Below are 26,598 nucleotides of genomic sequence, written 5' to 3' on the forward strand. Positions count from 1 at the left end.
GATAGCATTGCTATACGGACAGCGCCTTTTTTGGTTCAATAGGAATTACCACGGATGGAATGAGAGTGAGAAATATGGAAAAGAATCCTCGTTATGTCGAAATCGATTACGCCAAATACGCGCCCGATATCCCGGAGGATCAGCTGGAAGCTTATTACGGCCTGCCCAAACATGTACAGTTCTGTAATGAATGCGTGATGAGCAACCAGAAGCCGAACTCCTGCTATGAATTTGAACATACGATCAAGTCCATTAAAAAGACGATGGTCATTCAGGACGATGGCACCTGCGATGCCTGCCATGCCTGCCACAATAAGGCTAACGGCCATATCGACTGGGCCCTGCGCGAAAAAGAGCTGCGTGAGCTGTGCGATGAATACCGCAAAAATGACGGCAGCTATGACTGCCTGGTGCCCGGCTCCGGCGGCAAGGACAGCTTTTATGCCGCTCACATCCTGAAATACAAATATGGCATGCACCCCCTGACGGTGACTTGGGCACCGCATATCTACACCCCTTGGGGCTGGGATAACATGCAGGCCTGGATCCACGCCGGGTTTGATAACTACCTGTGTACCCCCAACGGCATGACCCACCGTCTGCTGACCCGTTTGGCGACCGAGAACCTGTTCCACCCGTTCCAGCCGTTCATTTTGGGCCAAAAGCAGCTGGCCCCCAAGATGGCCGCCAAGTTCGGCATTCCCCTGGTGTTCTATGGCGAGAACGAGGCCGAGTTCGGCAACCCCATTGCGGATAACAACTCTGCTCTGCGTGACGAGCACTTTTTTGCCGTCAATGATTACGACCATATCTACCTGGGCGGTGTCAGCCTGCGCCAGCTGGAAGAGGATTATAAGGTGGATAAAGCCGACCTGGCCATCTACCTGCCGTCCGAAACTTCCAACCTGGAGAAAAACCATGTTCAGGTGCGCTACCTTGGCTATTACGAAAAATGGCATCCGCAGGGCGCCTACTATTACAGTGTAGAACACGGCGGTTTCCGCCCCGCACCGGAGCGCACCCAGGGCACCTATTCCAAGTATAACTCCATCGATGATAAGATCGACGACTTTTTCTATTACACCACCTACATCAAGTACGGCATCGGGCGCACCACCTATGACGCTGCACAGGAGATCCGCAACGAGGAAATCACCCTGGAAGAGGGCAAGGCGCTGTGCAAAAAGTTTGACGGCGAGTATCCCGACCGCTTTGAAAAAGAGATCTTCCAGTATCTGTCCCTGGACCGCCAGCACTTCCCGTGGGCCAGCCAGCTGTTTGAACAGCCCAAAATGGACCGCGAATACTTTATGCACCTGGCCGACCGTTTCCGCAGTCCCCACCTTTGGAAATGGGAGGACAACATGTGGAAACTGCGCCACACCCCCTACGAGGGCGACAGCGAAGTGCTTTGGGGCGACCCGAAGGGCACCCACCACGAAATATAAGGCCAAGGGCAATACCGCATAATTCTAAGTGCCGATACGGCGAGCGAGGTGCGGCAGATGCCAAGCCAAAAGCGCAGATAATACTTTGTGTATTATCGAGCATTTTGGCAACGCAGATGCCGTGCCGCAGCTGCCGGAGCGGTGCTTAAGCCGTAAGGCGGGAATTGTGCGGTGTTGCCATAGAGCTCTGGAACTGAGGAATTTTTTATGGCTAAGAAAAAAATCCGCCTGATTGCACGGCTGGATGTCAAGGATACCAACCTCGTCAAAGGCATCCAGTTGGAGGGCCTGCGCAAGCTGGGGGATCCCAACCTGTTTGCACGGGAATATTATGAGCAGGGCATTGACGAGCTGCTGTACATTGATATTGTGGCCAGCCTGTATAACCGTAACAACCTTTCGGATATTGTGCGCAAAACCGTGGATGATGTGTATATCCCGGTCTGCGTGGGCGGCGGTCTGCGCAGCGTCGAGGATGTGCGCCACATTCTTTCCATGGGGGCGGATAAGGTTGCCATCAACACGGCGGCCATCAAACGCCCGGAGCTGATCACCGAGGTTGCCAACGCCTTTGGCAGCCAGTGCATGGTGCTTTCCATCCAGGCCAAGCGCAACCGCACCTGGCCCGGCAAGTGGGAAGCTTATTATGACAACGGCCGTGCCCATTCTGGTTATGATGTAGTGGAATGGGCCAAACGCGGCGTGGCGCTTGGGGCAGGGGAGATCCTGCTGATGAGCGTGGACAACGAGGGCCTGCAGCGCGGCATGGACCTGGAACTGATCGAGGCTGTGACCAAGGCGGTCAATGTGCCGGTCATCTGCGGCGGCGGTGTTGGCTGCGGGGATGACATTGTGGACGGTGCCAAAGCCGGTGCCGATGCTGTGGCCTGCGCCGCAGTGCTGCACTATAAAAAAGAAACCGTGCAGGAACTGAAAGATGAAATCCGCGCAGGCGGGGTGGAGGTGCGCCGGGTATGAAAGTAACAGTGATCGATTACGGTCTATCCAACCTGCTCAGCGTGCAGCATGCGTTCGCCCATTTTGGGGCAGAAGTACAGGTGACCAGCAGCCCGGCAGATGTTCTGGCAGCCGATGCCCTGGTGCTGCCCGGCGTGGGCGCTTTCCAGGACGGCATGCAGGGGCTGGAACAGCTGGGGCTGATCGAGCCCATCAAGCAAAAGACGGCCCAGGGTACCCTGTTGCTGGGTATCTGCCTTGGGATGCAGATGCTGTTTGACGAATCCGAAGAATTCGGCCTGCACAAGGGCCTTGGCCTGATTCCCGGCCGCGTGGTGCGCATCCCGGATGTGGACGCGGACGGCAGCCCCCAGCGGGTGCCGCACATCAGCTGGAACCCACTGTACCCGGCGGGCGGCCGCACGGATTTTTCCGGTACCGCCTTGCAAAATGTGCAGCCGGGACAGGAATGCTATTTTATCCACTCTTATGAAGCAAAGCCCGCAGCGGAGGAATACCGCCTGGCCGATACCGTGTATGGCGGCCGCAAGGTGTGCGCCGCTGCCCAAAAGGGCTGCGTGATCGGCACCCAGTTCCACCCGGAAAAATCCGGCCCAGTGGGGCTTGGCATCATCAAAGCCTACTTGGACCTGTGCGCCCAGGCAGAATAACAGGGAAATAAAACGGATTTTCAAACGTAAGATAATCCAATGCCAGGGAACGTTCTGCGCGAACGTTCCCATTTTTGTTGTTGGTTTTGCTAAACTGATGGGTGAATTTTGGGCGGAGTTGTACAATTTGGTGCAAATTTGCCTGCAAAAATGGCACCAAAAGTCCATAAAAGTCCGAAAAATGGTCATTTATCTATTCCCAAGGACAAAAGTTTGGTGTATAATAACACCTGTAGCTTGGTTAATTAAATGACAATCTTTCTGGAGAGGTGTCTGTGCATGAAAAAGCTGATATTGGTCACAAGCCCGCCGGCCTGCGGAAAAACCTTTATTTCCAAGCAGCTGGCAAAAGCGCTGAACCACGTTGTCTATCTGGATAAGGATACCTTGATCCCTTTGTCCAAGCAAATCTTTGCGGTGGCGCACCAGCCGTATGACCGCAGCAGCATCTTTTTTGAAAAATATATCCGTGACCTGGAATATCGTGTGGTTCTGGACCTTGCTATGGAAGCGCTGGAGTACGATGATATTGTGCTGATTAACGCCCCCTTTACGCAGGAGATCCGTGACCTTGACTATATTACCACCCTGCGTGCCGAGCTGAAAAAGAAGCAGGCGGAGCTGGTTGTGATTTGGGTAGATACTAACCCCGAAGTGTGCCACCAGCGCATGATCGACCGCGCCAGCGACCGTGACATGTGGAAGCTGAACCACTGGGACGAATATATCCTGGGTGTCAACTTTAACCCGCCGCTCAGCTTAAAGCTGGAAAACCAGCCCGATTCGCTGCTGATCTTCCACAATTCTTCCGATGAAGAGTTTGAAGAGAGCATGAAAACCATTGTTGCCCAGTTGGAAGCCGCTGTGGCCAACCGTGTGGAGATCCCGCGCACCCGGTATTGATACTGTCTGTTTTTTATTCCCATTGTGCCGCTTTGGCATGATGGGATTTTTTATTTGCTGTCTGAAATTGCTTTAATTGCTTTTACCGCCGGGGTATGGTATAATCTATTCTGTATCAATCTGCAAAGCAGGGCGCTGCTTTGCGGCAAAAATCAACAGCAAAAGGGGCAGGGCATATGGCAAAGGATCTTCTGGTCGGTTCCACCGGTTTTGTGGGGGGCAACCTGGCGGCAAAACATGCGTTTGCCGCGGTATGCCATTCCACCGATATTGCCGCGCAGTTCGGTGCCAAGCCGGATCTGTGCGTGTATGCCGGGGTGCCCGCCGCCATGTTTTTGGCGAATGCAGACCCGGATGCCGACCTTGCCGTGATGGCCGCCGCGCGGGAAAACCTGCGCCAGATCGCCCCCAAACAGCTGGTGCTGATCTCCTCCATCGCTGTCTATGCCGACAGCAGGGAAAAGGACGAGCAGAGCCCCATGACACCGGACGGCCTGCCCGCCTATGGCCGCAACCGCCTGCAGCTGGAACGATGGGTGCGGGAGGATTACCCCAATGCGCTGATTGTGCGGCTGCCTGCCCTATACGGCATTGGGCTGAAAAAGAACTTTTTGTTTGACCTGCACACCATCACCCCGGCTATGCTCAAGCCGGAAAAATATACCGAACTTGCACAAAAATCCCCCCTGGTACGGGATGGCTATACCCTGGCAGATAACGGCTTTTATAAGCTCAACGGTGCGGTGGATGCCGCGGCCCTGCGGGAATTTTTTGCGGGCAATGATTTTAACGCCCTTGCCTTCACGGATTCCCGCAGCCGTTACCAGTTCTATCACCTGGCCCGCCTGTGGCAGGATGTGCAGACCGCGCTGCAAAACGGCCTGACCACCCTCAACCTGACCACCCCGCCCGTTACGGCGGCGGAGGTTTACACCACAGTGACCGGCAAAGCCGACTGGCAGAACGAGCTGCCCAAGCCCCCGTTTGATTATGACCTGCGCAGCCGGCATGCTGCGCTGCTGGGCGGGGCGGACGGATACCTGTGTACAAAACAGCAGGAGCTGGATGAGATCTGCGCCTTTATGCGCGCATGGAGGAACTGAGGATGTCCGAACTGAAACTTGCAATTTCCAATATTGCGTGGGATAAAGCGGATGACGAAGCTGTTTACGCTGCCATGCAGCAGAACGGCTTTACTGGGCTGGAAATTGCCCCCACCCGTATTTTCCCGGAATATCCGTATGAAAACCTGACCGGAGCCGCTCTGTTCGGCGGCTACCTGCTCAACCGCTGGGGGTTCCATGTACCCAGCATGCAAAGCATCTGGTACGGCCAGACCGGCAATATTTTTGACCCCGTGCAAGCCGAAGAATTGCTGGATTATACCGCCGAGGCGTTCCAGTTTGCCCACACCATCAACTGCCCCAGTCTGGTGTTCGGCTGCCCCAAAAACCGCCGCCTGGACCCGCCGCACACCGCGGCGGAGGGCGATGCCTTTTTTGCCAAGGCCGGTGTGCTGGCGTCCCACTATGATGTGGTGCTTGCCATTGAGGCCAACCCCCCGGTATACACCAACTACCTGAACAATACAGCCGATGCTTTTGCCATGGTCAAACGGCTGCAAAGCCCCGGCCTTGCGGTTAATCTGGACCTTTCCACCATGATCTCCAACGGCGAGCGCCTGCGGGATTTTGTGGATGATATCAAATACGTCAGCCATGTTCATATCAGCGAGCCGGGGCTGGAACCCATTATTCCGCGCCAGGAACACAAAGAACTTGCCATGCTGCTGAAAGCCGTTGGCTACAGCGGCGATGTTTCCATTGAGATGAAGCGGACGGATGTGGAAACCGTCCGCAAGACCCTTGCCTATATTGCGGAGGTGTTTGCATGAGCCTGCAGCCAGTGCCGATCCAGAATGTTCCCGGCGTGCCGGATTATACCTGCACCGCTTTTTTGCCCAAAAGCAGCGATTACTGCCTGCTGATCCCCGTCATCAATGAGGGCTCCCGCATTTTGACCGAGTTGGGCCGCGCCCAGAAAGCCGGGGTGGACCGTTTGGTGGATATTGTCATCTGCGACGGCGGCTCCACCGATGGCAGCATGAACCCCGATACGCTGGAGCTGTACGGGGTGAACACCCTGCTGGTCAAAACCGGCCCCGGCAAACAGGGTGCCCAGCTGCGCATGGGCCTGCATTTTGCCCTGACCTTTGGCTATAAGGGTGTGCTGACCATTGACGGCAACAATAAGGATTCCATCGAGGATGTTCCGGAATTTGTTGCCAAGCTGAAAGAAGGCTATGACCTTGTGCAGGGCAGCCGGTTTATCCCCGGCGGTCATGCCATCAATACGCCCAAAACGCGCTATGCGGCGGTACGGCTGATCCATGCGCCAATCATCAGCGCGGCAGCCCACCAGTGGTTTACCGATACCACCAACGCTTACCGCGCCTACAGCCGCGAATACCTGACCCACCCCGATGTGCAGCCGCTGCGGGATGTGTTTATGGGGTACGAGCTGCTGGCCTACCTCAGCATTCGTGCCACTCAGCTGGGTCTGCGCGCCTGCGAGGTCCCCGTGACCCGCGCATACCCGGCATCCGGCAAAACGCCGACCAAGATCAGCGGCTTTAAGGGCAACAGCAATCTGCTGCAGGTGCTGTTTGCCGCCGCAACGGGCAAGTATAACCCGTAATCGGGCAGGGGTGCCCGGCATAGTAATAGATTATCGGAGGTCCTGTGCATGACAGTGGATAAAATCATTATTGGTGCTGGCCTGTATGGCCTGTACGCAGCCCAAAAGTGCGGCGCGGCAGGCCAGCGGGTACTGGTGCTGGAGCGGGACCCCGCCCCGTTCATGCGCGCGACCTATATCAATCAGGCCCGCGTACACATGGGCTACCATTACCCGCGCAGCTACTCCACGGCCATCAAGAGCGCACATTACTTCCAGCGCTTCTGCCGGGATTATGATTTCTGCCTGCACACAAGCTTTGACCAGATCTATGCCACCAGCGCACATTTCAGCTGGACCAATGCGGCCGAATTCCGCCGCTTCTGCGCCGCGGCCAAGATCCGCTGTGATGATGTTGCCCCGGAGCGCTACTTTAATAACGGTATGTGCGATGGCGCATTTTTGACCACCGAGTATACTTATGATGCCCAGGTGCTGAAAAACTGGTTCCTTGAACAGCTGGCAAAGCTGCCCAATGTGCAGGTTCTGTACAGCCATAAGCCGGACAAAATTGAAAAAGCCGGCAGTGTGTGGCGGGTAACGGCAGGGGATACCACGGTGGAAGCACCGTTCATCCTGAACGCAACCTATGCGGGCGTAAACGATATCCACGCCATGCTGGGCCTGCCGCCGTTCAAAATCAAATACGAAAAGTGCGAGATCATCCTGTGCACGGTGGATGAGCGGCTGAAAAATACCGGCATTACCGTGATGGACGGCCCGTTTTTCAGCCTGATGCCCTTTGGCCAGACCGGCCTGCACAGCCTGACCAGTGTGACCTTTACTCCCCACGAAACCAGCTATGATGCGGTAGCAACCTTCCCCTGCCAGCAGCAGAGCGAGGGCAAATGCAGGCCGGGCAGCCTGTATAACTGCAACGAATGCTCGGCTAAGCCGCAGAGCGCCTGGCCCTACATGAGCCAGCTGGCCCGCAAATACCTGAAAGAAGAGTACGGCTTTGCTTATCAGGGCAGCCTGTTCAGCATGAAGCCGATTTTGAAAGCCAGCGAAATAGATGATTCTCGCCCCACTGTGGTGCGCGTGATGAACACCGAACCGATGCTGGTCAGCGTACTTTCCGGCAAGATCAACACCGTGTATGACCTGGACGAGGTATTGAACGTATGAGTGTGACAAATAAAGAAAAGAATTTTATCTCGGCTGTGGTCTACCTGCACAACGATGGTGCCCAGGCCGTGCGGTTTATTAAGGCGCTGAACGCCGTGCTGGACCAGCACTTTGAACAGTATGAGCTGGTTGCCGTGGATGACGCCTGCGCCGATGATACCATTCCCACCCTGCGGGACTGGGCCAAAGCGCTGGAAAAGCCGCTGACCATCCTGCACCTGAGCCTGCACCAGGGGCGCGAGACCGCCATGAACGCGGGCCTGGATGCCGCGATCGGCGATTATGTGTATGAGTTTGACTCCACCCAGACACCGTACCCCATTGAGCTGGTGTTTGAAGCTTACCGTGCCGCCATGGCGGGCAGCGATATTGTATCCGTCTGCCCGCGGTCCACGGCTGGCAGCAGCAAAATGTTCTACCGCGTGTTCAACGGCAACAGCCATTCGGCTTACAAGCTGCGCACCGATGCGTTCCGCCTGGTCAGCCGCCGCGCCATCAACCGTGTGCATGCTTCCAGTGAAACGCTGCCCTACCGCAAAGCGGCCTATGCGGCATCCGGCTTAAAAATGACCGATCTGGAATTTGATGGCCGCCTGACTGATAATTCCGGCGGGCGCTTTGCCCTTGCCATGGACAGTCTGGCGCTGTATACCGATGCCGGGTATAAGCTCAGTGCAGGCATTGCCATCGTGATGATGTTCCTGGCGCTGGCGGAGCTGGCCTACACGCTGATCATTTTCTGCGCCGGGCACCCCATTGAAGGGTGGACCACCATGATGTTTGTGCTGACCCTTGGCTTTGCCGGGCTGTTTGCTGTGCTGACCATCATCATCAAATATCTTTCGCTGCTGGTGGACCTGGTGTTCAAAAAGCAGAACTACCTGATCGAGAGCATCGAGAAAATCCAAAAGTAAACCCTGCACAGGCGGGGAAGGGAGGGAGCCACCGCATTGATGCAGCAATATGACCAGCGCCGCCTGCGGCTGTTTGCGGTGGTGCTCTTTCTGGGAATCATGGCGGCCAACCTGGGGCGCTATCTGATCTTTGACGGCCTGTACCTGTGGGATGCCCGCCTGCGCTGGCAGGAGTGTGCCTATGTGCTGCACGGGCTGAACCCCTTTGATGTGATGCACAGCCGCGTGCCGTCCATCGAATCTATCGGCTGGCTGGATGCTTCCCTGGGGGGCACAGTGCCCTGGGCCTATGTGCTGGGCAATGTAATCAACCCCGGCTTTTTGCCGTACAGCGCGATGTGCGTGTATATTCTGGCGTTGGATTTTATCGCTCCGCTTGTCACGGCGCTGTGCATGGGCCGCTTTTTGCTGCGCCACCGCTATGTGCAGGATAAATACATGGCCGTGCTGGCATCGCTGCTGGTGTTTGCCCCCAGCATGTGGGCCAATGCGGTGCTGTTTGGCAACCAGAGCGGCATTGTGTGCTGCTGTGTTATCCTTTCCATGTGCGTGCTGGAGGACAGTGAGACTTTGGCGGGCCTGCTGCTGGCTGTTGCCATGTGCAAACCGCAGGTGGCGTTTGTGTTTTTGTTCCCGCTGCTCTGCAAAAAGCACTGGAAAGCAATAACCATTACCTCCGGCACTGTGCTGGGGTCCTGGCTGCTGGCGGCCATTTTAACCGAAAGCAGCCCCATCTCCATGCTGACAGATATCATGGACCAGGGGTTGAGCTATAATACCTCTTATTATGGGCTGTTCAACTTTTTGTTGGGCTTTGGCATCTCCACCAAGGTGGTTCTCCTGCTGGATGTCGCTGTGGGCGGTGTGATTCTGCTGGCTGCTGCGGCCTGGATGTTCCGCAAAAAGCTGGATAATGACTGGCTGCTCTGGTACGCCGTTACCGCGGTGGTTTCCGTTATGTGGTTTTATAAGCAGAGCCATGATTATATCATTCTGACGCTGCCTGCCATCGCTATTTTCTGCCTGCCGCATATCAGCCTGCCCGCATGGGGAAGTATCCTGATTTTGCTGGTGGATGTCATTGCCTTTGCGGTACCCAAAGTCTGCACCCTGCTGTGCGGCCTGCCGAAAGATGTGGTTTCGCCCTGGGCTAAACTGCTGGAAACGGTGGCCATTATGGCAACACTGTACTATGTATTCCAGTCTGCCAAGCGCCATGCGGCGGCATTGCAGCAGGCAAGCCAGAATGGATAATTCCATAGGGGCACATATTGTACGCCTGCTGCCCTGGCTGGAATAAACGCCTTGCTTAGGGCAATACCGCATAATTCTAAGTGCCGATACGGCGAGCGAGGTACGGCAGATGCTAAGCCAAAAGCGCAGATAATACTGGATGCTGCAAAGGTGAGCGCCGCCAGTGGAGGAAACAGCGAACCGAAGCAGGGGCAGCGGTCGCAGAGTGCGAGAGGCTTTTGCCCCCGAAGCACGATGCGGGTACCGCAACCCGACATTATCGAGCATTTTGGCAACGCAGATGCCGTGCCGCAGCTGCCGGAGCGGTGCTTAAGCCGCAAGGCGGGAATTGTGCGGTGTTGCCTTAGAAAACGAAACACACGGCAAAACACCCGCGGGCAGACCGGCCCGCACCCTTGTGATGCCATAAAGGAGGCCGTGACCCGGCATGCCGAACCTGTTATCCCGCCTGCGCGGGCTGCGGCCAGCGCTGAACCGCCGCGCATTCTGGCTGTGGACGGTGCTTATCACCCTGCTGCGCTGCGCAGTCACCCATTTTCAGCTGGCCTATATGTGGGCTGGCGGCGCCCCGCTGGACGATGAACTGATGTTCCGCGCGGCCAACGCTATCACCAGCGGCCAGTGGCTGGGGGAATACGACTATTTAACGCTTTCCAAAAGCATGTTTTTTGCCGTCTGGCTGGCACTGCTCAACAAACTGCACCTGCCCTACCTGTTGGGCGGGGCACTGCTGTGGTGTGTTGCAGCGCTGCTGGCAGCGTTTGCTCTGCGCCCGCTGTGGCGCAAAAGCCCGGCGGGCCAGGCCAGGGCCTTGACCCTGCTGCTGTACGCGCTGCTGGCATTTCTGCCGTCCAGCTGGGCGTCTTACACGCTGCGCGTCTACCGGGATAATATCTTCCCGGCGCTCTGCCTGCTGTTTTTTGCCGGTATGGCGGGGGCGGCGCTGCGGGTTGTGTTTTATACCCGCCAGCAGGCACCCATTTGGCCGTGGCTGCTGGCAGCGGGCGTTGGCCTTGCCTGCGGTTACCTGAACCGTGAAGATGCCGGGCTGTTTTTGCTGCCTTTTGCCATTGCGGCTACCCTTTGCATGCTGGTGGTGCTGCTGCACCGCCGCCGCTGGCTGTGCGCCGCGGCGCAGGTGATTCCATATGCGGTTCTGGCGGCAGGGGTGGGCATTTTCTGCGCGCTGAACCAGCACTGGTACGGCGTGTGGGGGCTTTCGGATTTCAGCGAGGGCTCTTTTGCCGATGCGATGGGTGCCATGACCCGCGTGGCGACGGATTCGGACGAGCCGCTGCTCAGCGTGCCCGCCGATGCGCGCGAAAAGCTGTATGCCGAAATCCCGCAGCTGCAATGCCTGCAATACTGGCTGGAGGAGGACCCCCAGCTGCAAAATGATTTCCGCGACCCGGAACTGGATGATTACCGTGCGGGCAGCTTTTATTGGGCAATCCGCCGTGCCGCCCAGTATGAGGGCATTTACGCCGACGCTGCCACCGCCGATGCCTATTGGCAGAGCGTAGCCGATGCCATCAATGCTGCCTGTGATAACGGCACCCTGCCCGCCCGCAGCGGCAGGCGCAGCGCCACCAGCCAGCCCATCCGTGCGCAGTATGTACTGCCCGCAATCCGGGAAGCTGCCAAGAGCGCCCTCTGGGCCCTGACCTTCCAGGATTGCCCGGCCTATTACCAGACCCTGCGCTCTATCGGGACCACCGAGGACGTTGCCCAATGGTCTGCCTACCTGCACTGTAACTTTAATAATGCCGCTGAAGCGGGCAAGGATACGCCCTACTATGCGCCGCTGCAAAAGCTGGCCTACCGCGCGCTTGGCGTATTGCGCTGCGTGTACGCGGTGCTGCTGCCGCTGGCCTTTGTGTGGGCTGTGGTGCGGCATCTGTGCGCATGGCCCATGGTTCTGCGCCGCCGCACGGCAGGGGCAGCACTGCCTTGGCTGCTTCTGTTTGGCCTGTTGGCTATGGCAGCCCTGCGCTGCGGCATGATCGCCTTTGTTGAGGTTTCCAGCTTTGGCATTGGCACATCCACCATGTATCTTTCCACCGTGCACCCGCTGCTGCTGCTGTACACATACGGGTGCCTGATCTGCTACCGCAATAAAGGAGTCATCACCGAATGACGGATCTGTTGATTATTGGCGGCGGTGCGGCGGGCCTGATGGCCGCCGGTGCCGCCTGCGCACGGGGGCTGACCACCGCCGTGGTGGAACACAACCCCAAAGGCCCCGGCCAAAAGCTGCTGATTACCGGCAAGGGCCGCTGCAATGTGACCAATGATTGTGATGTGCGCGAGTTTTTGAACTATGTGCGCCATAACCCGCGCTTTTTGTACTCCGCGCTGTACGCATTCTCTCCGGCAAGCGCTATGGAACTGTTTGAATCCCTTGGCGTGCCGCTCAAAACGGAACGCGGCCGCCGGGTGTTCCCACAGAGCGACCGTGCCGCCGATGTGCTGGCCGCCCTGCGCAGCTATGCCGCCGACGCCAAATTTGTGCATGGCAGCGCCAAAGAGCTGTTGATTGAGGATGGTCGCTGTGTTGGTGTGCGCACATCGGATGGCAAAACCCACCGCGCAGCCCATGTTCTGGTTACTACCGGCGGCACCAGTTACCCCGCCACCGGCAGCGATGGCTCCGGCTATAAGCTGGCACGGCAGGCGGGCCACACCATTGTGCCGCCCCAGCCCAGCCTGTGCAGCCTGGTCAGCCCGGATCCGGCCTGCCGCCAGATGATGGGCCTAAGCCTGCGCAACGTGACCTTGACCCTGCTGAAAGACGGCAAACCGCTGTTTACTGAGCAGGGCGAAGCACTTTTCACTCACTTTGGCATCTCCGGCCCGCTGGTGCTTTCGGCTTCGACCTATATTGATGATGTGCAGCTGCACCGCTATATTGCAGAGTTTGACTTGAAGCCTGCCCTGGATGAAAAAACACTGTATGACCGCCTGACCCGCGACTTTGCGGCCCTTGGCGGCCACAGTGCCCAGGGTGCACTGGAAAAGCTGCTGCCCAACTCGATGCGGCCGGTTGCCGTTAAAAAGTGGGGCGTTGACCCCGCCACCCGTGCCGCCCAGATCACCCGCGAACAGAAGATGGCACTGGTACACCTGTGCAAGCACTGGCAGGTGCCCATCAGCGAACTGGGCGATTTGCAGCACGCGGTGATTACGGCTGGCGGCGTGGATACCAAAGAGGTTGACCCCAAAACCATGCAGAGCAAGCTGTGCCCCGGCCTGTATTTTGCGGGCGAAGTGCTGGATGTGGATGCCCGCACCGGCGGCTACAACCTGCAAATTGCATGGGCCACCGCACAAGCTGCGGTGCGCGCGATAGGAAACGATACCTAGGGCAACACCGCACAATTCCCGCCTGACGGCTTAAGCACCGCTCCGGCGGCTGCGGCACGGCATCTGCGTTGCCAAAATGCTCGATAATGTCGGGTTGCGGTACCCGCATCGTGCTTCGGGGGCAAAAGCCCCTCGCACTCTGCGACCGCTGCCCCTGCTTCGGTTCGCTGTTTCCGCCACTGGCGGCGCTCACCTTTGCAGCATCCAGTATTATCTGCGCTTTTGGCTTGGCATCTGCCGCACCTCGCTCGCCGTATCGGCACTTAGAATTATGCGGTATTGCCCTAGGGTGTATCAGAAAAGTCGAAAATATCGCCTATTTCTACAAACACAGTACTATAACGGAAGGAAGTTTTTCTGATGATCTCTGTTGCAATCGATGGCCCGTCCGGGGCGGGTAAATCCAGCCTTGCCAAACGCCTTGCTGCGGATATGGGCTTTACCTATGTAGATACCGGTGCCATGTACCGCTCCATCGGCCTGTACGCCGTGCGCCAGGGCAAGGACCCGCATGATGCCGCTGCCGTGGAGGCCCTGCTGCCGCAAATCCACCTGGATACCAAGCTGGAGGAGGGCACCCAGCACTTTTACCTGAATGGCGAGGATGTCTCCTCGGCCATCCGTGCCGAGGAGATCGGCATGGCGGCTTCCGCTGTGGCGGCGATTCCGGCTGTGCGCACCTTTTTGCTGGATGCCCAGCGCACTTTGGCCGCCAGCCGCGATGTGCTGATGGATGGCCGCGATATCGGCACTGTGGTGCTGCCCAACGCAACGGTAAAAATCTTCCTGACTGCCACCCCGGAAGCCCGCGCAGAGCGCCGCTATAAAGAGCTGCTGATGAAAGGCGAAAAGCACGACTACCAGAATGTTCTGGCCGATGTCCGCGCGCGCGACTATCAGGATACCCACCGTGCAGCAGCCCCGCTGCGCCAGGCCGAAGACGCTGTGCTGGTGGATACCAGCGAGCTGAACTTTGACCAGAGCTTTGAAGCCCTGAAAAAAGTCATTCAGGACCGCGCAAAATAAAAGCCGCGCTGCGAGCAGGGGAGAGCGTTGCACCTGGAAAAATGTAGGTAATCTCTTCCGACAATACACGGGGCAAATAACCTGACGGCTCAACGTACCCAAAAACACAGAACAACAAACATTTAACCAATTACTAAGAAATGGTGGAAAACTATGCTGCTTTATTGGATCCTGCTGCCGATCGTCTGGCCGCTGCTGCATATTTTGTGGCGCATTGAGGTGGTCGGCAAAGAGAACATCCCCCGCGGGCACGCCCATGTTATCGCATCCAACCACCTTTCGGACCTGGACCCGGTCTATATTCTGGAAGCGGTGTTCAGCTGGAAGCGCTATACCATCCTGGCCAAGCAGGAGCTGTTCAAAAATCCGCTGATCGGCTGGTTTTTGAGCTGCATGGGCGCGGTGCCCATTGACCGCGGCAAGGGCGATATGGACACCGTTAATAAAGTGACAGACGAATGCAAAAACGGCACGCCGATCCTGATCTTCCCTGAAGGAACCCGCAGCAAGACCGGCGAACTGCTGACCTTAAAAAGCGGTGCTTTCCTGATTGCCGGCAACGCCGATGCCGACATGGTGCCCTGCCGCATTATTTACGATACGCCGGATAAGCGCATGCACATGTTCTGCCGCATCCGCATCTGCTTTGGCACCCCCATCCCGGCAGAGGAGATGAAGGTAGAGGACCCGCGCCGCTCGGTACCCAAGCTGCGTGCCCTGCGCACCCGCCTGAAAACCGAACTGGAACGCCTGTACGAAGAAAATCACTTCTAAAACGCGATGCAGGGAGAAATAACCATGCAAATTATTCTTGCAAAAACCGCAGGGTTCTGCTTTGGGGTAAACCGCGCGGTCAAGCTGACTTATGAATTGTTGGAGCAGGGCCGCCCGGTGGCAACCCTTGGCCCGCTGATCCATAACCCGCAGGTGGTGGAGGATCTGGAAAGCAAAGGTGCCATTACCTGTGACAGTGTGGACGATGTGCCGGACGGCTGCGAGGTTGTCATCCGCAGCCACGGCGTTGGGCAGAGTGTGTATGATAAAATATCAACACGCCGCCTGGCGTATCATGACGCCACCTGCCCGTTTGTTACAAAAATCCATAAAATTGCTGCGCGGGCCGGTGCGGAGGGCGCCATGCTGCTGGTGGCAGGCGATGCAAAACACCCCGAAGTACAGGGAATTGTGGGCCATACTACGGGAAAAGTGGAAGTGTTTGCCAACTTGGCAGAGCTGGAAAAACTGCTGCCGGAACTCACACAACAAAAATCTATTTTTGCGGTAGCGCAAACTACTTTCAATGTCCAAAGTTGGGAAACTTGCAAGGAATTTTTGAAAAACCAGTGTACAAATGCCAAAATATTTGATACAATATGTAATGCAACGTGGGCGAGGCAACAGGAAGCGGAAGACCTCAGCCAAAAATGCGATCATATGGTCGTCATTGGTGGTCATCATTCTTCCAATACCCAAAAGCTGTTGCAGGTCGCGGCCCGGCATACCAAAGCTATCAATGTGGAGACAGCTGATGAACTCGACAAAGATTGGCTTAACGGTGCCAGGATCGTGGGCGTAACAGCCGGGGCTTCAACGCCTTCGTCTATAATTGAGGAGGTACTTAACTGTATGAGTGAAGAAATCCGTGACGACATGAGCTTTGAGGAGATGCTCGCTGCATCCGAAGCAAAGCCCCTGTACGCAGGTAAGATCGTAAAAGCCAAGGTCATCAGCGTTTCCCCGACGGAATGTGTCGTCGGTATTGATGGTTCCAAGCACACTGGTATCGTCAAGCTCAGCGAGATGAGCCATGACCCCAACGCCAAGATGGAAGACCTTGTTAAGGTGGACGACGAGCTGGATTTGGTTGTTGTCAAGACCAATGACCAGGAAGGTGTTGACACCCTTTCTCGTGTCCGTTTTGAAGCCCAGAAGGGCATGAAGGATGTTTCCGAGGCTGCCGAAAACGGCACCGTTATGGAAGGCGACGTCATGGAAGCCAACAAGGGCGGCGTTGTTGTCAACGTCAAGGGCGTTCGTGTGTTTGTTCCCCGTTCTCAGGCTACCATGCGCCGCGACGAGGACTACACCAAGCTGGTTGGCCAGCACGTTAAGCTGGTTATCACCGAGTGCGCAGGCCGCAAGATCGTCGGCAGCATCAACAAGGTTACTGCTGAAGAAAACAAGGCAAAGCGCGATGAGTTCTGGAAGAACGTTGAAGTTGACAAGCAGTACACTGGCGTTGTCAAGAGCCTGACTTCCTATGGTGCCTTTGTTGACATCGGCGGCGTGGATGGCCTGTGCCACATCAGCGAACTGAGCTGGAACAACATCAAGCATCCCTCTGAGGTCGTCAGCGTTGGCGATACCATCGAAGTGTATGTTAAGAGCTATGACCCCGAGAACCAGAAGGTTTCCCTGGGCTACAAGAAGGAAGAGGACAACCCCTGGGAGAAGCTCAAGAACGAGTATCCCATCGGCTCTGAGTTCGAGGCTCCGGTCGTTTCCATCACCAAGTTCGGTGCATTTGTCCGCATTCTGCCGGGCATTGACGGTCTGGTCCACATCAGCGAGATCAGCAACGAGCGCGTGAACAAGGTTTCCGACGTTCTGAAGGTCGGCGACATGGTCAAGGTTAAGCTGATCAATGTTGACTTTGATCGCAAGCGCATCAGCCTGTCCATGAAGGCTTGCCTCGACGAGGCTGCCGAGGACGCTGAATAATCCCCGAATTGCAGCAGGGGCCTGCCTGGCAACAGGCGGGCCCCTTTTGTTATATGCCAGTGTGCACTGTTGGCGTACACTGGCGAGCAGCGCTGCAAACCTCCCTGCGCTGTGTGGTAAAGGATAAACTGCATGGAAAAATTAAAGGCTTTTATTAAAAAATATTATGAGGGGTTTGCCTACCTGTTTTTTGGCGGGCTTGCCACGCTGTTGAACCTGGTGCTGTTTGCCGTGTTCCAGGCTGTGCTGGGCACGGGCTTTGCAACCGGCATTGGCAATGTGCTGGATAATATCATCTGCATTCTGTTTGCCTACTGGACCAACCGCACCTTTGTGTTCCGCAGCAAAAACAGCGGCCAGGCTGCTCTGGCGGAGTTTGGCCAGTTTGTGGCCTGCCGTATTGGCACCATGGTCATGGACCAGGTCATCATCTGGCTGGGCGTCAGCGTGCTGGCACCGCATGTGGCATTTGCCGCAGCCAACGCTGACCTGTGGGCCATGGGTGTTAAACTGTTCAGCCAGGTTATCGTGATTGTATCCAACTATGTGTTCAGCAAGTTGTTTATTTTCAAAAAGAAATAACAACACAGAACAGATAGAAACCCGAAACAACCAAACCGACGATGATAAGGAGGGCTTTCTTATGACAAACAAAATCCGCGGCGGTGCATTCCGTCTGACCGGCCTGATCCTGGGCATTGTGGGCGCAACGGTCAGCCTGACGGCCATTGTATTTTCGACCATCGGCCTGCACCAGGCGCACCTGTGCAAGACCTGTAAAAAAGGAGAAGAATTCAAATGAAATACACCAAGGAGGAAATCCTTTCCAAAGTTGACCACACCCTGTTGAAACCGGAGGCTACCTGGCCCCAGATTCAGGCCCTGTGCGATGATGCCATCAAGTATCATACTGCATCCGTCTGCATCAACACCTGCTATGTCAAGCAGGCTGTGCAGTATATGGCGGGCCGTGTTGCGGTGTGCTGCGTGGTCGGCTTCCCTCTGGGTGCAATGGATACTGCTTCCAAGTGCTTTGAAGCAAAGACCGCTGTGGAAAACGGCGCCGAGGAAGTGGATATGGTCATCAATATCGGCCGCCTGAAGAACAAGGAATATGACGCTGTGCGCGAGGATATCGCCGCCGTCAAGCGGGCCGTGGGGGATAAGGTGCTCAAGGTTATTATTGAAACCTGCCTGCTGACCGATGAAGAAAAAGAGAAGATGTGCGATATCGTGGTGGAAGCCGGTGCCGACTTCATCAAGACCAGCACGGGCTTTTCTACCGCAGGTGCAACCTTCCATGATATTGAGCTGTTTGCCCGCTGCGTGCGCGGCCGCTGCAAGATCAAGGCAGCCGGCGGCATTTCCACCGTTGAGGACATGGAAAAGTTCCTGGATCTGGGCGCAGACCGCCTGGGCACCTCCCGCGCTGTTAAACTGCTGACGGCGGAATAATTTTGCCGTAACGCAGGGTACACACAAATAAACCAAAGACCTCCATCCCAAGCACAGAACCGTGCAGGGATGGAGGTCTTTTTGTCTACAATCAGCAATAAAATCAGTATTTGTTATCTTGCACAAAGCGAACGGTTGCGCTTACAGCAGGTACGCTTCAAACCGGTGCAGGTCATCCACCTTTACGGTTGCCTTGTAATACACGCCGTTTTCGCGGTATTCTTCAGCCAGAACGCTGCCGCGGGTGCGGAACACATCGGCCAGGGCCAGCTTGTCATAGGGCAACAGTACCTCAATGGTGCGCACACGGTGTGCCAGAATCTCGTCAATCTTGGCCAGCAGGCTGTCCAGCCCGTAGCCGGTTTTGGCGCTTACCAGCAGCACATCCGGGTCATAGGGGGCAACACCGGTGCGGTCGCACTTGTTGTAGACCGTCACCTGCGGGATATCCCCGCAGCCCAGGTCGTTCAACACTTCATCGGTCACGCTCAGCTGCTCGGCGGCTTCGCTGTCGCTGGCGTCGGCAATTTTCAAGATGATGTCAGAGCAGGCAGCTTCTTCCAGTGTGCTCTTAAAAGCATCCACCAAATCATGCGGCAGGCGGCTGACAAAGCCGACTGTATCCACCAGGATCACTTGTAACCCGCTGGGCAGCGTGCATTTGCGGGCGGTGGGATCCAGCGTGGCAAACAGCATGTCGGCTTCAAAAATTTCTGCGCCGCACAAAGCGTTGGTCAGGCTGCTTTTGCCCACGTTGGTGTAGCCCACCAATGAGATGACCGGAACACCGTTTTTCTGGCGGGCGCGGCGGGTTTCACCACGGCGCTTTTCCAGCTCTTTCAGGCGGCTTTCCAGCTTTTCAATGCGGCTGCGCAGGTAGCGGCGGTCCAGCTCCAGCTTGGTTTCACCGGCACCGCGGCGGGCACCGCCACCGCCGCCGCCACCGCCGCCCTGGCGGCTCAGCACCTCGCCAAGGCCCTGCAGGCGCGGCATGCGGTATTTCAGGGTGGCCAGCTCAGTTTGCAGCTTGCCCTCGTTGGTGGTGGCGCGCGCACGGAAGATTTCCAAAATCAGCATCGTGCGGTCCAGCACTTCCACCTGCAAAGCCGCGCTCAGGTTGCGGATCTGGCTGCCGGTCAGCTCGCCGTCAAAGATGGCAGCCTCGGCATCGGTATTCAGGCATACCAGACGCGCTTCCTCCACTTTGCCCTCCCCCAGAAGGGTGGCGGCTTCGGGGGTGCTGCGCTTCTGGCACACGGTAGCAACGGCCTGCATGCCGTTGGCTTCCGCCAGGGCGGCAAGCTCATCCAGGCTGCGCTGGGAGTCAAACTTGCCCTGGTCCAGCGCCAGCAGCACAACGCGCACCGGCGGACGCTCGCTGTCCAGAGCCTTCTGCCCAACAGGGGCGTCCTCTGCCGGGGCCTGGGTAGCGGTAAAGTCCAGGGTGATGGGGTCCTTCATTTCGTCCATAGGGGTCCTTTCTGGCCGTATTCGGCCAGGTCAGCAAAAGTATGGGGCAGGGGAGTGAATGTCAGACGGTTGTCTCGGCATTCTCCGCTGGTTTCGTTGGTTCTGCCTGTACAGCGGGGGCAGCGGCTGCCGGTTCATCGGATTTCTGGCTGCCGGGGTTCAGCAGGTACCAGGCCAGGCAGGGCACCTCGGTGCCGTCAAAGCGGTGCAGAACGGTATCGTGGTCATAATGGAAGCCGGTCTTGGCCAACACGCGGCTGCTTGCCACATTCTGGCTGGCGTGGAACCCGGCCAGCCAGGGCGCACCTACCATGCCAAACCAGTAATCGCGCACGGCAGCGGCGGCTTCGGTGGCATAGCCCTGGTTCCACCACTTTTTGCCCAAGGTGTAACCGATCTCATACATGCCGCCCAGCAGCTCGGTTTTCACGTTTTTCCAGGCATAGGGCTTTTCACGCTCACAGGATTCGGCGGGGGCAATGCTGATGCTGCCCATCAGCACACCGGTCACTTTATCGCAGATGCCCCAATCATAAAAATCCGGGCGGTCATATTGTTTGACGATCTCGTTCAGATATGCCATCGTTACCACCCAGTCACGGTGGGGCTCCCAGCGCAGGTAGCGGGTCACTTCCGGGTCATTGGCCCAGTTGCCAAACATCATTTCGCAGTCGTCGGTTGTCATACGACGCAGGACCAGCCGCTCGGTGGTCAACTCTTGTGTGCCGCAATGCTTCATCTTGATATACAACCTTTCCTTTGCAGTAGTTATGCTTGGCTGTGCAGCAGATACCGCCGCACAAAGCCCATAAAGATCTGCCACAGCTTGTACAGCTGGGCACGGTAAATGTTACAGTAAATAAACAGGATTGCTGCAGTTAAAACAAACTTGATGATAAAATTGTGGGCGAACACCACGCCGATCACGGCCACACCCACCGCCAGCAAAAAGCCGCAGATCGTCCGGCTGAAGCTGGGGATGGTGCGGTAGTAATACTGCCCGGTCACAGTGCGGTACAAAAACATCGTTGCATTGGCCGCTACCAGGCCGACCGCGGCACCCATTACGCCAAAACGCGGCACCAGCACGGCGCACACGGCAATGTTGGCCGCAACGCCCACGGCGGTTCCAATCGTATCCTGGAACGGCTTGCGGGCAATGGTGTTGCCGTACACCGTGCCTTCGCACAGGATAGAGAACACCACGGCCAGCATCATCAGCGGAAAGTAGGGCAGGCAGGCCGATTTGGCCGGGAAGATGATGAAGATGATATCCTCAAACATGACCAGCAGACAGAAAAAGCCGAAGATCAGCAGGTTCAGCAGATCATGGATGCGGCCAATGCGCTCCTGCTCGGTGCGGTAATGCGCGTAGACATAGGGGCCCCAGTAGGTGGAAAAACCGGCCTGAATGGTGGTGACAAGCTGGGCCAGGGTGTAGGCGAAATCAAACGAACCCTGCTCCGCCGCGGGGGCGTAATTGCCTAAAAAAGAAAGGCAGATGGCGCGGTACAGCGGGATCAGGATGGCCGCAGGTGCCAACACAATGCCGTAAGGCAGTGCCGCCCGGTAAATGTGGGCATAGGGGCGCAGGCCGCGCACAGGGGCCTCTTTCGTTTGACCTTTAGAAGCCCGCCGCCAATAGAACACTGCGACCCCCGCAAAGCTGCACAACGCACCCAGCACAAAAGCGCGGGCGTCCTGGGTAACAAAGCCGGGCAGCAGGTAGATCAGGTTCAGGCAGGCCTGCATCCACAGCGTTTCGGTGGTGTAGGCGCGCACATTGTTTTCCAGCCGGAGCAGCACGTTGAGGTAACGCACCAGCATGTACAGAGCAGCGTTCAGGAACAAAAACGGCACCAGCCCGGCACCGCTGGCCCCAAGGCCAAAGGCCGCCGCCAGCGGCTTGGCGAAAAAGATGCTGCCGATGCCGCCCGCCAGCAGCATGACCAGCACCGAAAGCCGGGTACACGCGGCAAACATGCTGCGCCCGGTGGAACCGGCAGGCGGTTCGTGGTAAAAGCGCAGCAGGCTTTGGTCCAGCCCAAGCATGCCCACGTTCATCAGCGACATGGTGTATGCCATGAAGGAAGCAGGAACGGCGTAGCTTTCGGCGGGCAGGACGCCCTTGATGATAAGCGCTGCGCCGGAAATGCCAAAGCCAAGGTAGGTGGCAATGGAGTATTTCATCACATTTCCGGCAAAGCTTTCAGTTTTTTTCGGTTCAGACATGGCAGGCTCCCATTTGCAGCGGGCGCACCGCAGCGCGCCGGAAAACAACTTTATTTTACATATGGCCGGATGCGCGCTTCCATGCGCTGGATCTCCTCCGGCGGGATATAGGCTTTGTCCACATAACCGTAAATGCGCTGGGCAAAGTTGGCCAGCGGCGGGCAGAAGGCAAACACCCGTTTGGGTTCCCACTTGTGGCGGTACAGCATGTGTACCCCCGCCAGTGCGCAGAACTTGAGCAGGTTGAAGTGCGGCGTAAAACCGGGCCCCATCGGTTCATCCCGCGGGGGATTTTTGTACACTTCCTCCAGCAGGTCGGCCATCCGCTTGTAGGCCGGGGCAGGGGAGGGGTCAAAATAGCCCTCAATCACATCCCGTGCAATGGGGAACGGCGGGTTCGGCTGCGCCATGGCAGCGGCAAACTCCGGGTAGCTAGTCACATAGTGAGCATCCTTGTAGATGACGGGGTCATACTCGTGCTCGATGGGCACCGGGCGCAGGATATGGCAGCTTTTGCCAGCCATGTATACTTCGGCCACAGCGGTGCTCATCCAGATGGAGATGGAATCCGCCGCCACAATCCACTGCTTGACGGAATCCGCAAAAATCACATGGAAGTTGGGGCGTTTGGCGGCCAGCTCGTCCAGGGCTTTGCATTTCCATTCGCTGGGGTGGCGGCGGTATACCAGTTCCACCTCCGGGTGGTCACCCAAGTAGCGGTCAAACCAGGCCAGCGTTTTTTCCATCGAAACGCGGTTGGTGCGGGCAAAGCCGGAAAAATCCGTTCCCGCCATTTTGGAAAGCTCGGCCACTTCCTGGTCGGTCATGCTGGCATAGCCAAAGCTGGAAATGTACAGGTGCAGCTGTTTGGCGGGGTCAAGGCCGAATTCCTTGCACAGGGTTTCCTTATCCTTAAAGTAGCCCTTGAACTCCGGCCGCAGAAAGTCCATCATCACAGCGCCGGTCACGGGGGTGTTCTTGGCATCCATGCCATGGGCCTGTAACCGCTGGGCAGTGCGCTGGCCCCAGCAAGTCTGCACGCAGCGCTTGGCGTTGCCGTTCATGTTGAACCAATCGCCCTCCTCCTGCGTGTCGGAGAGCATCTGCTCCCAGTGCAGGTTGACGATCTTGTTGCATTTGCCAATGTTGTTGTACACATGGCTGTTGATGGCTTCGTTGTCATACATGCAGCTGGCAACCAGAACTTCCGGCTTGTCTTTGCCAAACAGGCGCAGATCTTTGGCATCCAGCAGCTGACGGATGCGCACGGTGTAGCCGCGGCGCTCCAGCTCCAATTTGAGCAAAAGATCGCTCTCATATTCCCGAACGGTGTGTTCGTACAAAATCAAAAAGTCCAGTGCCACAGGGAACCTCCTTTTTGGGGTGGGGCAGCATCAGCGCTGCATATCATCAAACAGTTCGGCTGTCCAGTCCGGCAGGCCGTATTTTTCGTCCAGGTGGAACCCGTCAAAAAACTGGGTGTCATCATCGGTAATGCAGCTGGTGCCCCATTCGTAATTCAGCACGGTAAAATTCTGCTTTTCCAACAGCGGCAGAACTTCGTCCTGCATCACGGCGGTAATGCCAAAGGCATCGCATACCTCGGTGCGCACATTGGCGGCCATGGGGGGCAGCACAATGGTCAGCTCCACGCCGCGGCCTGCGCAGCGCTGGGCCATAGCCAAAAACTCCGCCAGCTCGGTTTCGTTCAGTGTCCAGTTCTGGCAGCGGGTGGTGATCAGCGCCGGGTACTCATACAGCTTTTTGTGCAGCGGAATCGTGTTCCCGGCATCATCCAGGTAATCCGCCGCGGTCCAGTCGCCGGATTCAATGGTGTCCGGCGTGCCCTTTACGGTGTCCATAAACACGGTTAGGGCGTTCACGTTGTATTCCAGGTTCAGACAGTAGGCCAGCGGGTTGCGCAGGGTAGCTTCCAGCGCCGAAAAACGGTCGGTGTTATAGCTGCTGTTTAAGGTGTAGAACGAAAGCTCAAACAGAATGTGGTCCACCTGGTTGCCGGAATCCAGCACATAGTTGGCAAGGTCCACACATTCATTCAGGGAAGCACCGCCAAAGGCCAGGTTCTGCCAGCTTTGCCCGGTCAGGGAATCCACAAGGTCCATATCAAAGTGGGCCAGGCGGCTGTCCCCGATGATCAGGTTGGTGCCGGGGCTCTGCTCATAGGCGCGCACACGGGCCACCGGCTGGCTGGAAGAGGCGGTTTTTTTGATGCCAAAATAATTGTTTGGCTCAAACGCCACAAAAAAGGCAAACCACAGATAGACCGGCACGAACAGCAGCGCCAATTTTTTGATGATATGCTTCACGCCGGAAATCTCCTTTTTTCCATAAGATTAAAACCCTGCATAGGGGCCGAACGCGTTGGCGTTAAAGCCGCCGCTCTGCATGATGTACCCCACCAGGATAAAAACGATCAAAACAACATACAGCGCATTGCGGTGCTTGGCGCTTGCCAGGGCAACCTCAGCCGGTTTGTTTTTGCAGGCAAAATTGCGCCGGTGATCCAGCCAGATGCCAAGCGCCAGCGCCAGCGCAGCGAACGCCCAATAAGCCGCTACCATAATGGTATTGGCGTAAAAGCCGGTATACGCTGTGCTGTACAGCTCCCCGGCAAAGCGGGCGGGGGACCAGCTGTTCATCAGGCAGCGGCCCAGGTAGACGAAAGCATCGCCAACTCCCAGGTTTTCGGCCATGCCGGAAAGGTTGCCGGACCCCACGCGGAAGAACACCATGCTGATGGTCCACAAAACAAACACCACAACCCGTTTGCCCCACAGCACACGGGCCGGGGTGCCACGCTTTTTGGGTTTGCCAAAGCGGCGGTGCAGCAGCTCTTCGCCCACGCGGTAAACCGCCTGCAGCAGACCCCAGATGATGAATGGCGCGGTGCTGCCGTGCCAGAAGCCGGAAGCAAAGAACACGCAGAACACGCACAGCTCGGTGGGCAGGCGGCCAAAGCGGCCAAGATCTGCCCAGGCCAGCGGCATAAAGAGATAATCCTGCAGCCAGGAAGAAAACGAGATGTGCCAGCGGCTCCAGAAGCCGGAAAAGTTGGTGGCGTAAAACGGGGTCTTAAAGTTTTCCGGCAGGTCCAGCCCCAGCACAAGGCCGGTGGCACGGGAAATCTCGGAATAGCCGGAAAAGCTGAAATACAGATAAAAAGTGTACATCACCGCGGTCAAAATCAGCATGGGGGCGCTGTAATCCGCATAGTGGGGGAAAACCGTATCCACCACCATGTTCAGCACATCCGCCACGGCAATGTATTTGAACAGCCCCAGCGCATATAGCCGTAAAGCGCGCACCGTGCGGGCGGCATCAAAGCGGTGCTCGGCGCTCAACTGCGGCAGCAGCGCACCGGCGCGGCAGATGGGCCCCTGGGTGACGGTGGCAAAAAAGTTGAGGAACAGCGCCAGCCGGATAAAGCTGGTTTCCACCTCGCAGTCGCCGCGGGTGGCGTCGATCAGGTAGGCGATTGCGGCAAAACTGGTAAAGCTGATGCCCAGCGGCATGGCCACCGCGCGCCAGCCGTGCAGAACCCCGCCCAACAGGCCGTTATACTTAAAAAAGGCCAGAATGCCCAGCATACCGATCACGCCAAGGCGCAAAAAGGCGGTTTTGTGTGCGCCGCCCCGCCAGGCAAGGCCGCGGCCGCACAGGTAGGTGAACACCGCCAGTGCAATGGTGACCGGCAGCATAGCCGGCATGGCCAGCGCATAAAACACCCACGAAGCTCCCAGCAGAAACACCGGCTGCATGCGCACCGGCAAATGCAGGTAAACGGCAGCCACAACCACCAAAAATGCACAGTATTGCAGGCTTTGCAGCCCCATGAGCGCAACCTCCAGACCTAATAGGAGCGGTACCGCACAACGCGCGGCGTGCCGCAAAAAATCCACAGGCAGCAAGGATAAAATAAGACCGCCTGCACCCGCAATATGGCAAAATGGCGCAATATCACAGATTAACTAAACTATTATACCTGTTTTGCCTACTAATGTAAAGTGGGCCGCCTGGCAGGAACAAAATACGCACGAAAAAACGTAAAGAATATTGTTTGCACAGCGGCAACAAAAGCGGCGTTAAAATGTGATAACAAAGAGCAAAACGCGGAATAAAAAGCAAGCCTACTAGGTGTGATAAGTTTCCTGGAACGGTTGCACTGAATACGTGAAAATGATATACTATCATAGTAATAAAAAATAGGCTGGGTGTGTACCAAACTGTCCAGCGGTTGAAATGCTGGTGGGACAGACAGCTTTTGCGGGACTGCAGGCAGGGTTCCGCTGCAGGCTTACG

The 26,598-nt window shown here is 56.8% G+C and carries 24 protein-coding genes; 18 read left to right on the forward strand and 6 right to left on the reverse strand.

Annotation, left to right across the window (positions count from 1 at the left end):
- Positions 1 to 74: 74 nt before the first annotated feature.
- From PG062_RS05215 to deoC, 18 genes are all read left to right on the forward strand, one after another.
- Positions 75 to 1,448, forward strand: a complete 1,374-nt coding sequence (locus PG062_RS05215) for an N-acetyl sugar amidotransferase (RefSeq protein WP_270751476.1) — start codon at positions 75 to 77, stop codon at positions 1,446 to 1,448.
- A gap of 207 nt (positions 1,449 to 1,655) precedes the next feature.
- Complete coding sequence (gene hisF / locus PG062_RS05220; RefSeq protein WP_113998798.1) at positions 1,656 to 2,426, forward strand: imidazole glycerol phosphate synthase subunit HisF; 771 nt, start codon at positions 1,656 to 1,658, stop codon at positions 2,424 to 2,426.
- Positions 2,423 to 3,076, forward strand: coding sequence for an imidazole glycerol phosphate synthase subunit HisH (hisH, locus tag PG062_RS05225; protein ID WP_270751477.1), 654 nt, complete (start codon positions 2,423 to 2,425; stop codon positions 3,074 to 3,076). Before hisF ends, hisH begins: the two co-directional genes overlap by 4 nt.
- Positions 3,077 to 3,355: 279 nt before the next feature.
- The gene (locus PG062_RS05230) at positions 3,356 to 3,979 is read left to right on the forward strand and encodes a P-loop nucleotide/nucleoside kinase family protein (protein ID WP_270751478.1); all 624 of its coding nucleotides are present in this window, start codon (positions 3,356 to 3,358) and stop codon (positions 3,977 to 3,979) included.
- Positions 3,980 to 4,155: 176 nt separating this feature from the next.
- Entirely contained in the window at positions 4,156 to 5,082 is a 927-nt protein-coding gene (locus tag PG062_RS05235; protein WP_270751479.1) for a sugar nucleotide-binding protein, read from the forward strand.
- A 2-nt stretch (positions 5,083 to 5,084) separates the two neighbouring features.
- Positions 5,085 to 5,873 carry a sugar phosphate isomerase/epimerase family protein gene (locus tag PG062_RS05240; protein ID WP_270751480.1) on the forward strand — a complete coding sequence of 263 codons (789 nt, stop codon included), beginning with the start codon at positions 5,085 to 5,087 and terminating at the stop codon, positions 5,871 to 5,873.
- Entirely contained in the window at positions 5,870 to 6,676 is an 807-nt protein-coding gene (locus PG062_RS05245) for a glycosyltransferase family 2 protein (RefSeq protein WP_242979456.1), read from the forward strand. Before PG062_RS05240 ends, PG062_RS05245 begins: the two co-directional genes overlap by 4 nt.
- Before the next feature lie 48 nt (positions 6,677 to 6,724).
- Positions 6,725 to 7,843, forward strand: a complete 1,119-nt coding sequence (locus tag PG062_RS05250; RefSeq protein WP_270751481.1) for an FAD-dependent oxidoreductase — start codon at positions 6,725 to 6,727, stop codon at positions 7,841 to 7,843.
- Positions 7,840 to 8,757, forward strand: a complete 918-nt coding sequence (locus PG062_RS05255; RefSeq protein ID WP_270751482.1) for a glycosyltransferase — start codon at positions 7,840 to 7,842, stop codon at positions 8,755 to 8,757. Before PG062_RS05250 ends, PG062_RS05255 begins: the two co-directional genes overlap by 4 nt.
- Positions 8,758 to 8,796: 39 nt before the next feature.
- The gene (locus tag PG062_RS05260; RefSeq protein WP_270751483.1) at positions 8,797 to 10,011 is read left to right on the forward strand and encodes a glycosyltransferase family 87 protein; all 1,215 of its coding nucleotides are present in this window, start codon (positions 8,797 to 8,799) and stop codon (positions 10,009 to 10,011) included.
- A 427-nt stretch (positions 10,012 to 10,438) separates the two neighbouring features.
- The gene (locus tag PG062_RS05265) at positions 10,439 to 12,148 is read left to right on the forward strand and encodes a hypothetical protein (RefSeq protein ID WP_270751484.1); all 1,710 of its coding nucleotides are present in this window, start codon (positions 10,439 to 10,441) and stop codon (positions 12,146 to 12,148) included.
- Positions 12,145 to 13,374, forward strand: a complete 1,230-nt coding sequence (locus tag PG062_RS05270; protein ID WP_113998807.1) for a BaiN/RdsA family NAD(P)/FAD-dependent oxidoreductase — start codon at positions 12,145 to 12,147, stop codon at positions 13,372 to 13,374. The genes PG062_RS05265 and PG062_RS05270 overlap by 4 nt, the downstream gene beginning before the upstream one ends.
- 360 nt (positions 13,375 to 13,734) lie before the next feature.
- Positions 13,735 to 14,400 (forward strand): (d)CMP kinase, encoded by a 666-nt coding sequence (cmk, locus tag PG062_RS05275; RefSeq protein ID WP_113998808.1) that lies wholly within the window; start codon positions 13,735 to 13,737, stop codon positions 14,398 to 14,400.
- A gap of 153 nt (positions 14,401 to 14,553) precedes the next feature.
- Positions 14,554 to 15,174, forward strand: coding sequence for a lysophospholipid acyltransferase family protein (locus PG062_RS05280; protein ID WP_270751485.1), 621 nt, complete (start codon positions 14,554 to 14,556; stop codon positions 15,172 to 15,174).
- Positions 15,175 to 15,198: 24 nt separating this feature from the next.
- The gene (locus tag PG062_RS05285) at positions 15,199 to 17,121 is read left to right on the forward strand and encodes a bifunctional 4-hydroxy-3-methylbut-2-enyl diphosphate reductase/30S ribosomal protein S1 (RefSeq protein WP_113998810.1); all 1,923 of its coding nucleotides are present in this window, start codon (positions 15,199 to 15,201) and stop codon (positions 17,119 to 17,121) included.
- A gap of 132 nt (positions 17,122 to 17,253) precedes the next feature.
- Positions 17,254 to 17,703 (forward strand): GtrA family protein, encoded by a 450-nt coding sequence (locus PG062_RS05290; RefSeq protein WP_270751486.1) that lies wholly within the window; start codon positions 17,254 to 17,256, stop codon positions 17,701 to 17,703.
- Positions 17,704 to 17,764: 61 nt separating this feature from the next.
- The gene (locus PG062_RS05295; protein WP_199488066.1) at positions 17,765 to 17,923 is read left to right on the forward strand and encodes a hypothetical protein; all 159 of its coding nucleotides are present in this window, start codon (positions 17,765 to 17,767) and stop codon (positions 17,921 to 17,923) included.
- Positions 17,920 to 18,576, forward strand: coding sequence for a deoxyribose-phosphate aldolase (deoC, locus tag PG062_RS05300; RefSeq protein ID WP_113998812.1), 657 nt, complete (start codon positions 17,920 to 17,922; stop codon positions 18,574 to 18,576). The genes PG062_RS05295 and deoC overlap by 4 nt, the downstream gene beginning before the upstream one ends.
- 141 nt (positions 18,577 to 18,717) lie before the next feature.
- Here the strand turns inward: deoC and hflX are convergent, their stop codons facing one another.
- The 6 genes from hflX to PG062_RS05330 form a co-directional block, all read right to left on the reverse strand.
- Positions 18,718 to 20,046, reverse strand: a complete 1,329-nt coding sequence (hflX, locus tag PG062_RS05305) for a GTPase HflX (protein WP_270751487.1) — start codon at positions 20,044 to 20,046, stop codon at positions 18,718 to 18,720.
- A 61-nt stretch (positions 20,047 to 20,107) separates the two neighbouring features.
- The gene (locus tag PG062_RS05310; RefSeq protein ID WP_270751488.1) at positions 20,108 to 20,785 is read right to left on the reverse strand and encodes a GNAT family N-acetyltransferase; all 678 of its coding nucleotides are present in this window, start codon (positions 20,783 to 20,785) and stop codon (positions 20,108 to 20,110) included.
- Between the two features lie 29 nt (positions 20,786 to 20,814).
- Complete coding sequence (locus tag PG062_RS05315) at positions 20,815 to 22,278, reverse strand: lipopolysaccharide biosynthesis protein (RefSeq protein WP_270751489.1); 1,464 nt, start codon at positions 22,276 to 22,278, stop codon at positions 20,815 to 20,817.
- A gap of 50 nt (positions 22,279 to 22,328) precedes the next feature.
- Complete coding sequence (locus PG062_RS05320) at positions 22,329 to 23,642, reverse strand: surface carbohydrate biosynthesis protein (RefSeq protein WP_270751490.1); 1,314 nt, start codon at positions 23,640 to 23,642, stop codon at positions 22,329 to 22,331.
- A gap of 30 nt (positions 23,643 to 23,672) precedes the next feature.
- Complete coding sequence (locus PG062_RS05325) at positions 23,673 to 24,605, reverse strand: hypothetical protein (protein WP_270751491.1); 933 nt, start codon at positions 24,603 to 24,605, stop codon at positions 23,673 to 23,675.
- 27 nt (positions 24,606 to 24,632) lie between these two features.
- A complete protein-coding gene (locus PG062_RS05330) occupies positions 24,633 to 26,132 on the reverse strand; it encodes an MBOAT family O-acyltransferase (RefSeq protein ID WP_113998817.1) in 1,500 nt (499 codons plus the stop codon).
- Positions 26,133 to 26,598 lie beyond the last annotated feature (466 nt).

Source organism: Gemmiger qucibialis, assembly GCF_027689445.1.
GTDB classification, from domain to species: domain Bacteria; phylum Bacillota; class Clostridia; order Oscillospirales; family Ruminococcaceae; genus Gemmiger; species Gemmiger qucibialis.

Coding starts and splice junctions, on each gene's coding strand:
- cmk (WP_113998808.1), top strand. CDS start 13,735: ATGATCTCTGTTGCAATCGATGGCCCGTCCGGGGCGGGTAAATCCAGC.
- PG062_RS05255 (WP_270751482.1), top strand. CDS start 7,840: ATGAGTGTGACAAATAAAGAAAAGAATTTTATCTCGGCTGTGGTCTAC.
- PG062_RS05280 (WP_270751485.1), top strand. CDS start 14,554: ATGCTGCTTTATTGGATCCTGCTGCCGATCGTCTGGCCGCTGCTGCAT.
- PG062_RS05240 (WP_270751480.1), top strand. CDS start 5,085: ATGTCCGAACTGAAACTTGCAATTTCCAATATTGCGTGGGATAAAGCG.
- PG062_RS05215 (WP_270751476.1), top strand. CDS start 75: ATGGAAAAGAATCCTCGTTATGTCGAAATCGATTACGCCAAATACGCG.
- hisF (WP_113998798.1), top strand. CDS start 1,656: ATGGCTAAGAAAAAAATCCGCCTGATTGCACGGCTGGATGTCAAGGAT.
- PG062_RS05265 (WP_270751484.1), top strand. CDS start 10,439: ATGCCGAACCTGTTATCCCGCCTGCGCGGGCTGCGGCCAGCGCTGAAC.
- PG062_RS05250 (WP_270751481.1), top strand. CDS start 6,725: ATGACAGTGGATAAAATCATTATTGGTGCTGGCCTGTATGGCCTGTAC.
- PG062_RS05270 (WP_113998807.1), top strand. CDS start 12,145: ATGACGGATCTGTTGATTATTGGCGGCGGTGCGGCGGGCCTGATGGCC.
- PG062_RS05245 (WP_242979456.1), top strand. CDS start 5,870: ATGAGCCTGCAGCCAGTGCCGATCCAGAATGTTCCCGGCGTGCCGGAT.
- hisH (WP_270751477.1), top strand. CDS start 2,423: ATGAAAGTAACAGTGATCGATTACGGTCTATCCAACCTGCTCAGCGTG.
- PG062_RS05295 (WP_199488066.1), top strand. CDS start 17,765: ATGACAAACAAAATCCGCGGCGGTGCATTCCGTCTGACCGGCCTGATC.
- PG062_RS05285 (WP_113998810.1), top strand. CDS start 15,199: ATGCAAATTATTCTTGCAAAAACCGCAGGGTTCTGCTTTGGGGTAAAC.
- PG062_RS05315 (WP_270751489.1), bottom strand. CDS start 22,278: ATGTCTGAACCGAAAAAAACTGAAAGCTTTGCCGGAAATGTGATGAAA.
- hflX (WP_270751487.1), bottom strand. CDS start 20,046: ATGGACGAAATGAAGGACCCCATCACCCTGGACTTTACCGCTACCCAG.
- PG062_RS05330 (WP_113998817.1), bottom strand. CDS start 26,132: ATGGGGCTGCAAAGCCTGCAATACTGTGCATTTTTGGTGGTTGTGGCT.
- PG062_RS05235 (WP_270751479.1), top strand. CDS start 4,156: ATGGCAAAGGATCTTCTGGTCGGTTCCACCGGTTTTGTGGGGGGCAAC.
- PG062_RS05260 (WP_270751483.1), top strand. CDS start 8,797: ATGCAGCAATATGACCAGCGCCGCCTGCGGCTGTTTGCGGTGGTGCTC.
- deoC (WP_113998812.1), top strand. CDS start 17,920: ATGAAATACACCAAGGAGGAAATCCTTTCCAAAGTTGACCACACCCTG.
- PG062_RS05310 (WP_270751488.1), bottom strand. CDS start 20,785: ATGAAGCATTGCGGCACACAAGAGTTGACCACCGAGCGGCTGGTCCTG.
- PG062_RS05290 (WP_270751486.1), top strand. CDS start 17,254: ATGGAAAAATTAAAGGCTTTTATTAAAAAATATTATGAGGGGTTTGCC.
- PG062_RS05230 (WP_270751478.1), top strand. CDS start 3,356: ATGAAAAAGCTGATATTGGTCACAAGCCCGCCGGCCTGCGGAAAAACC.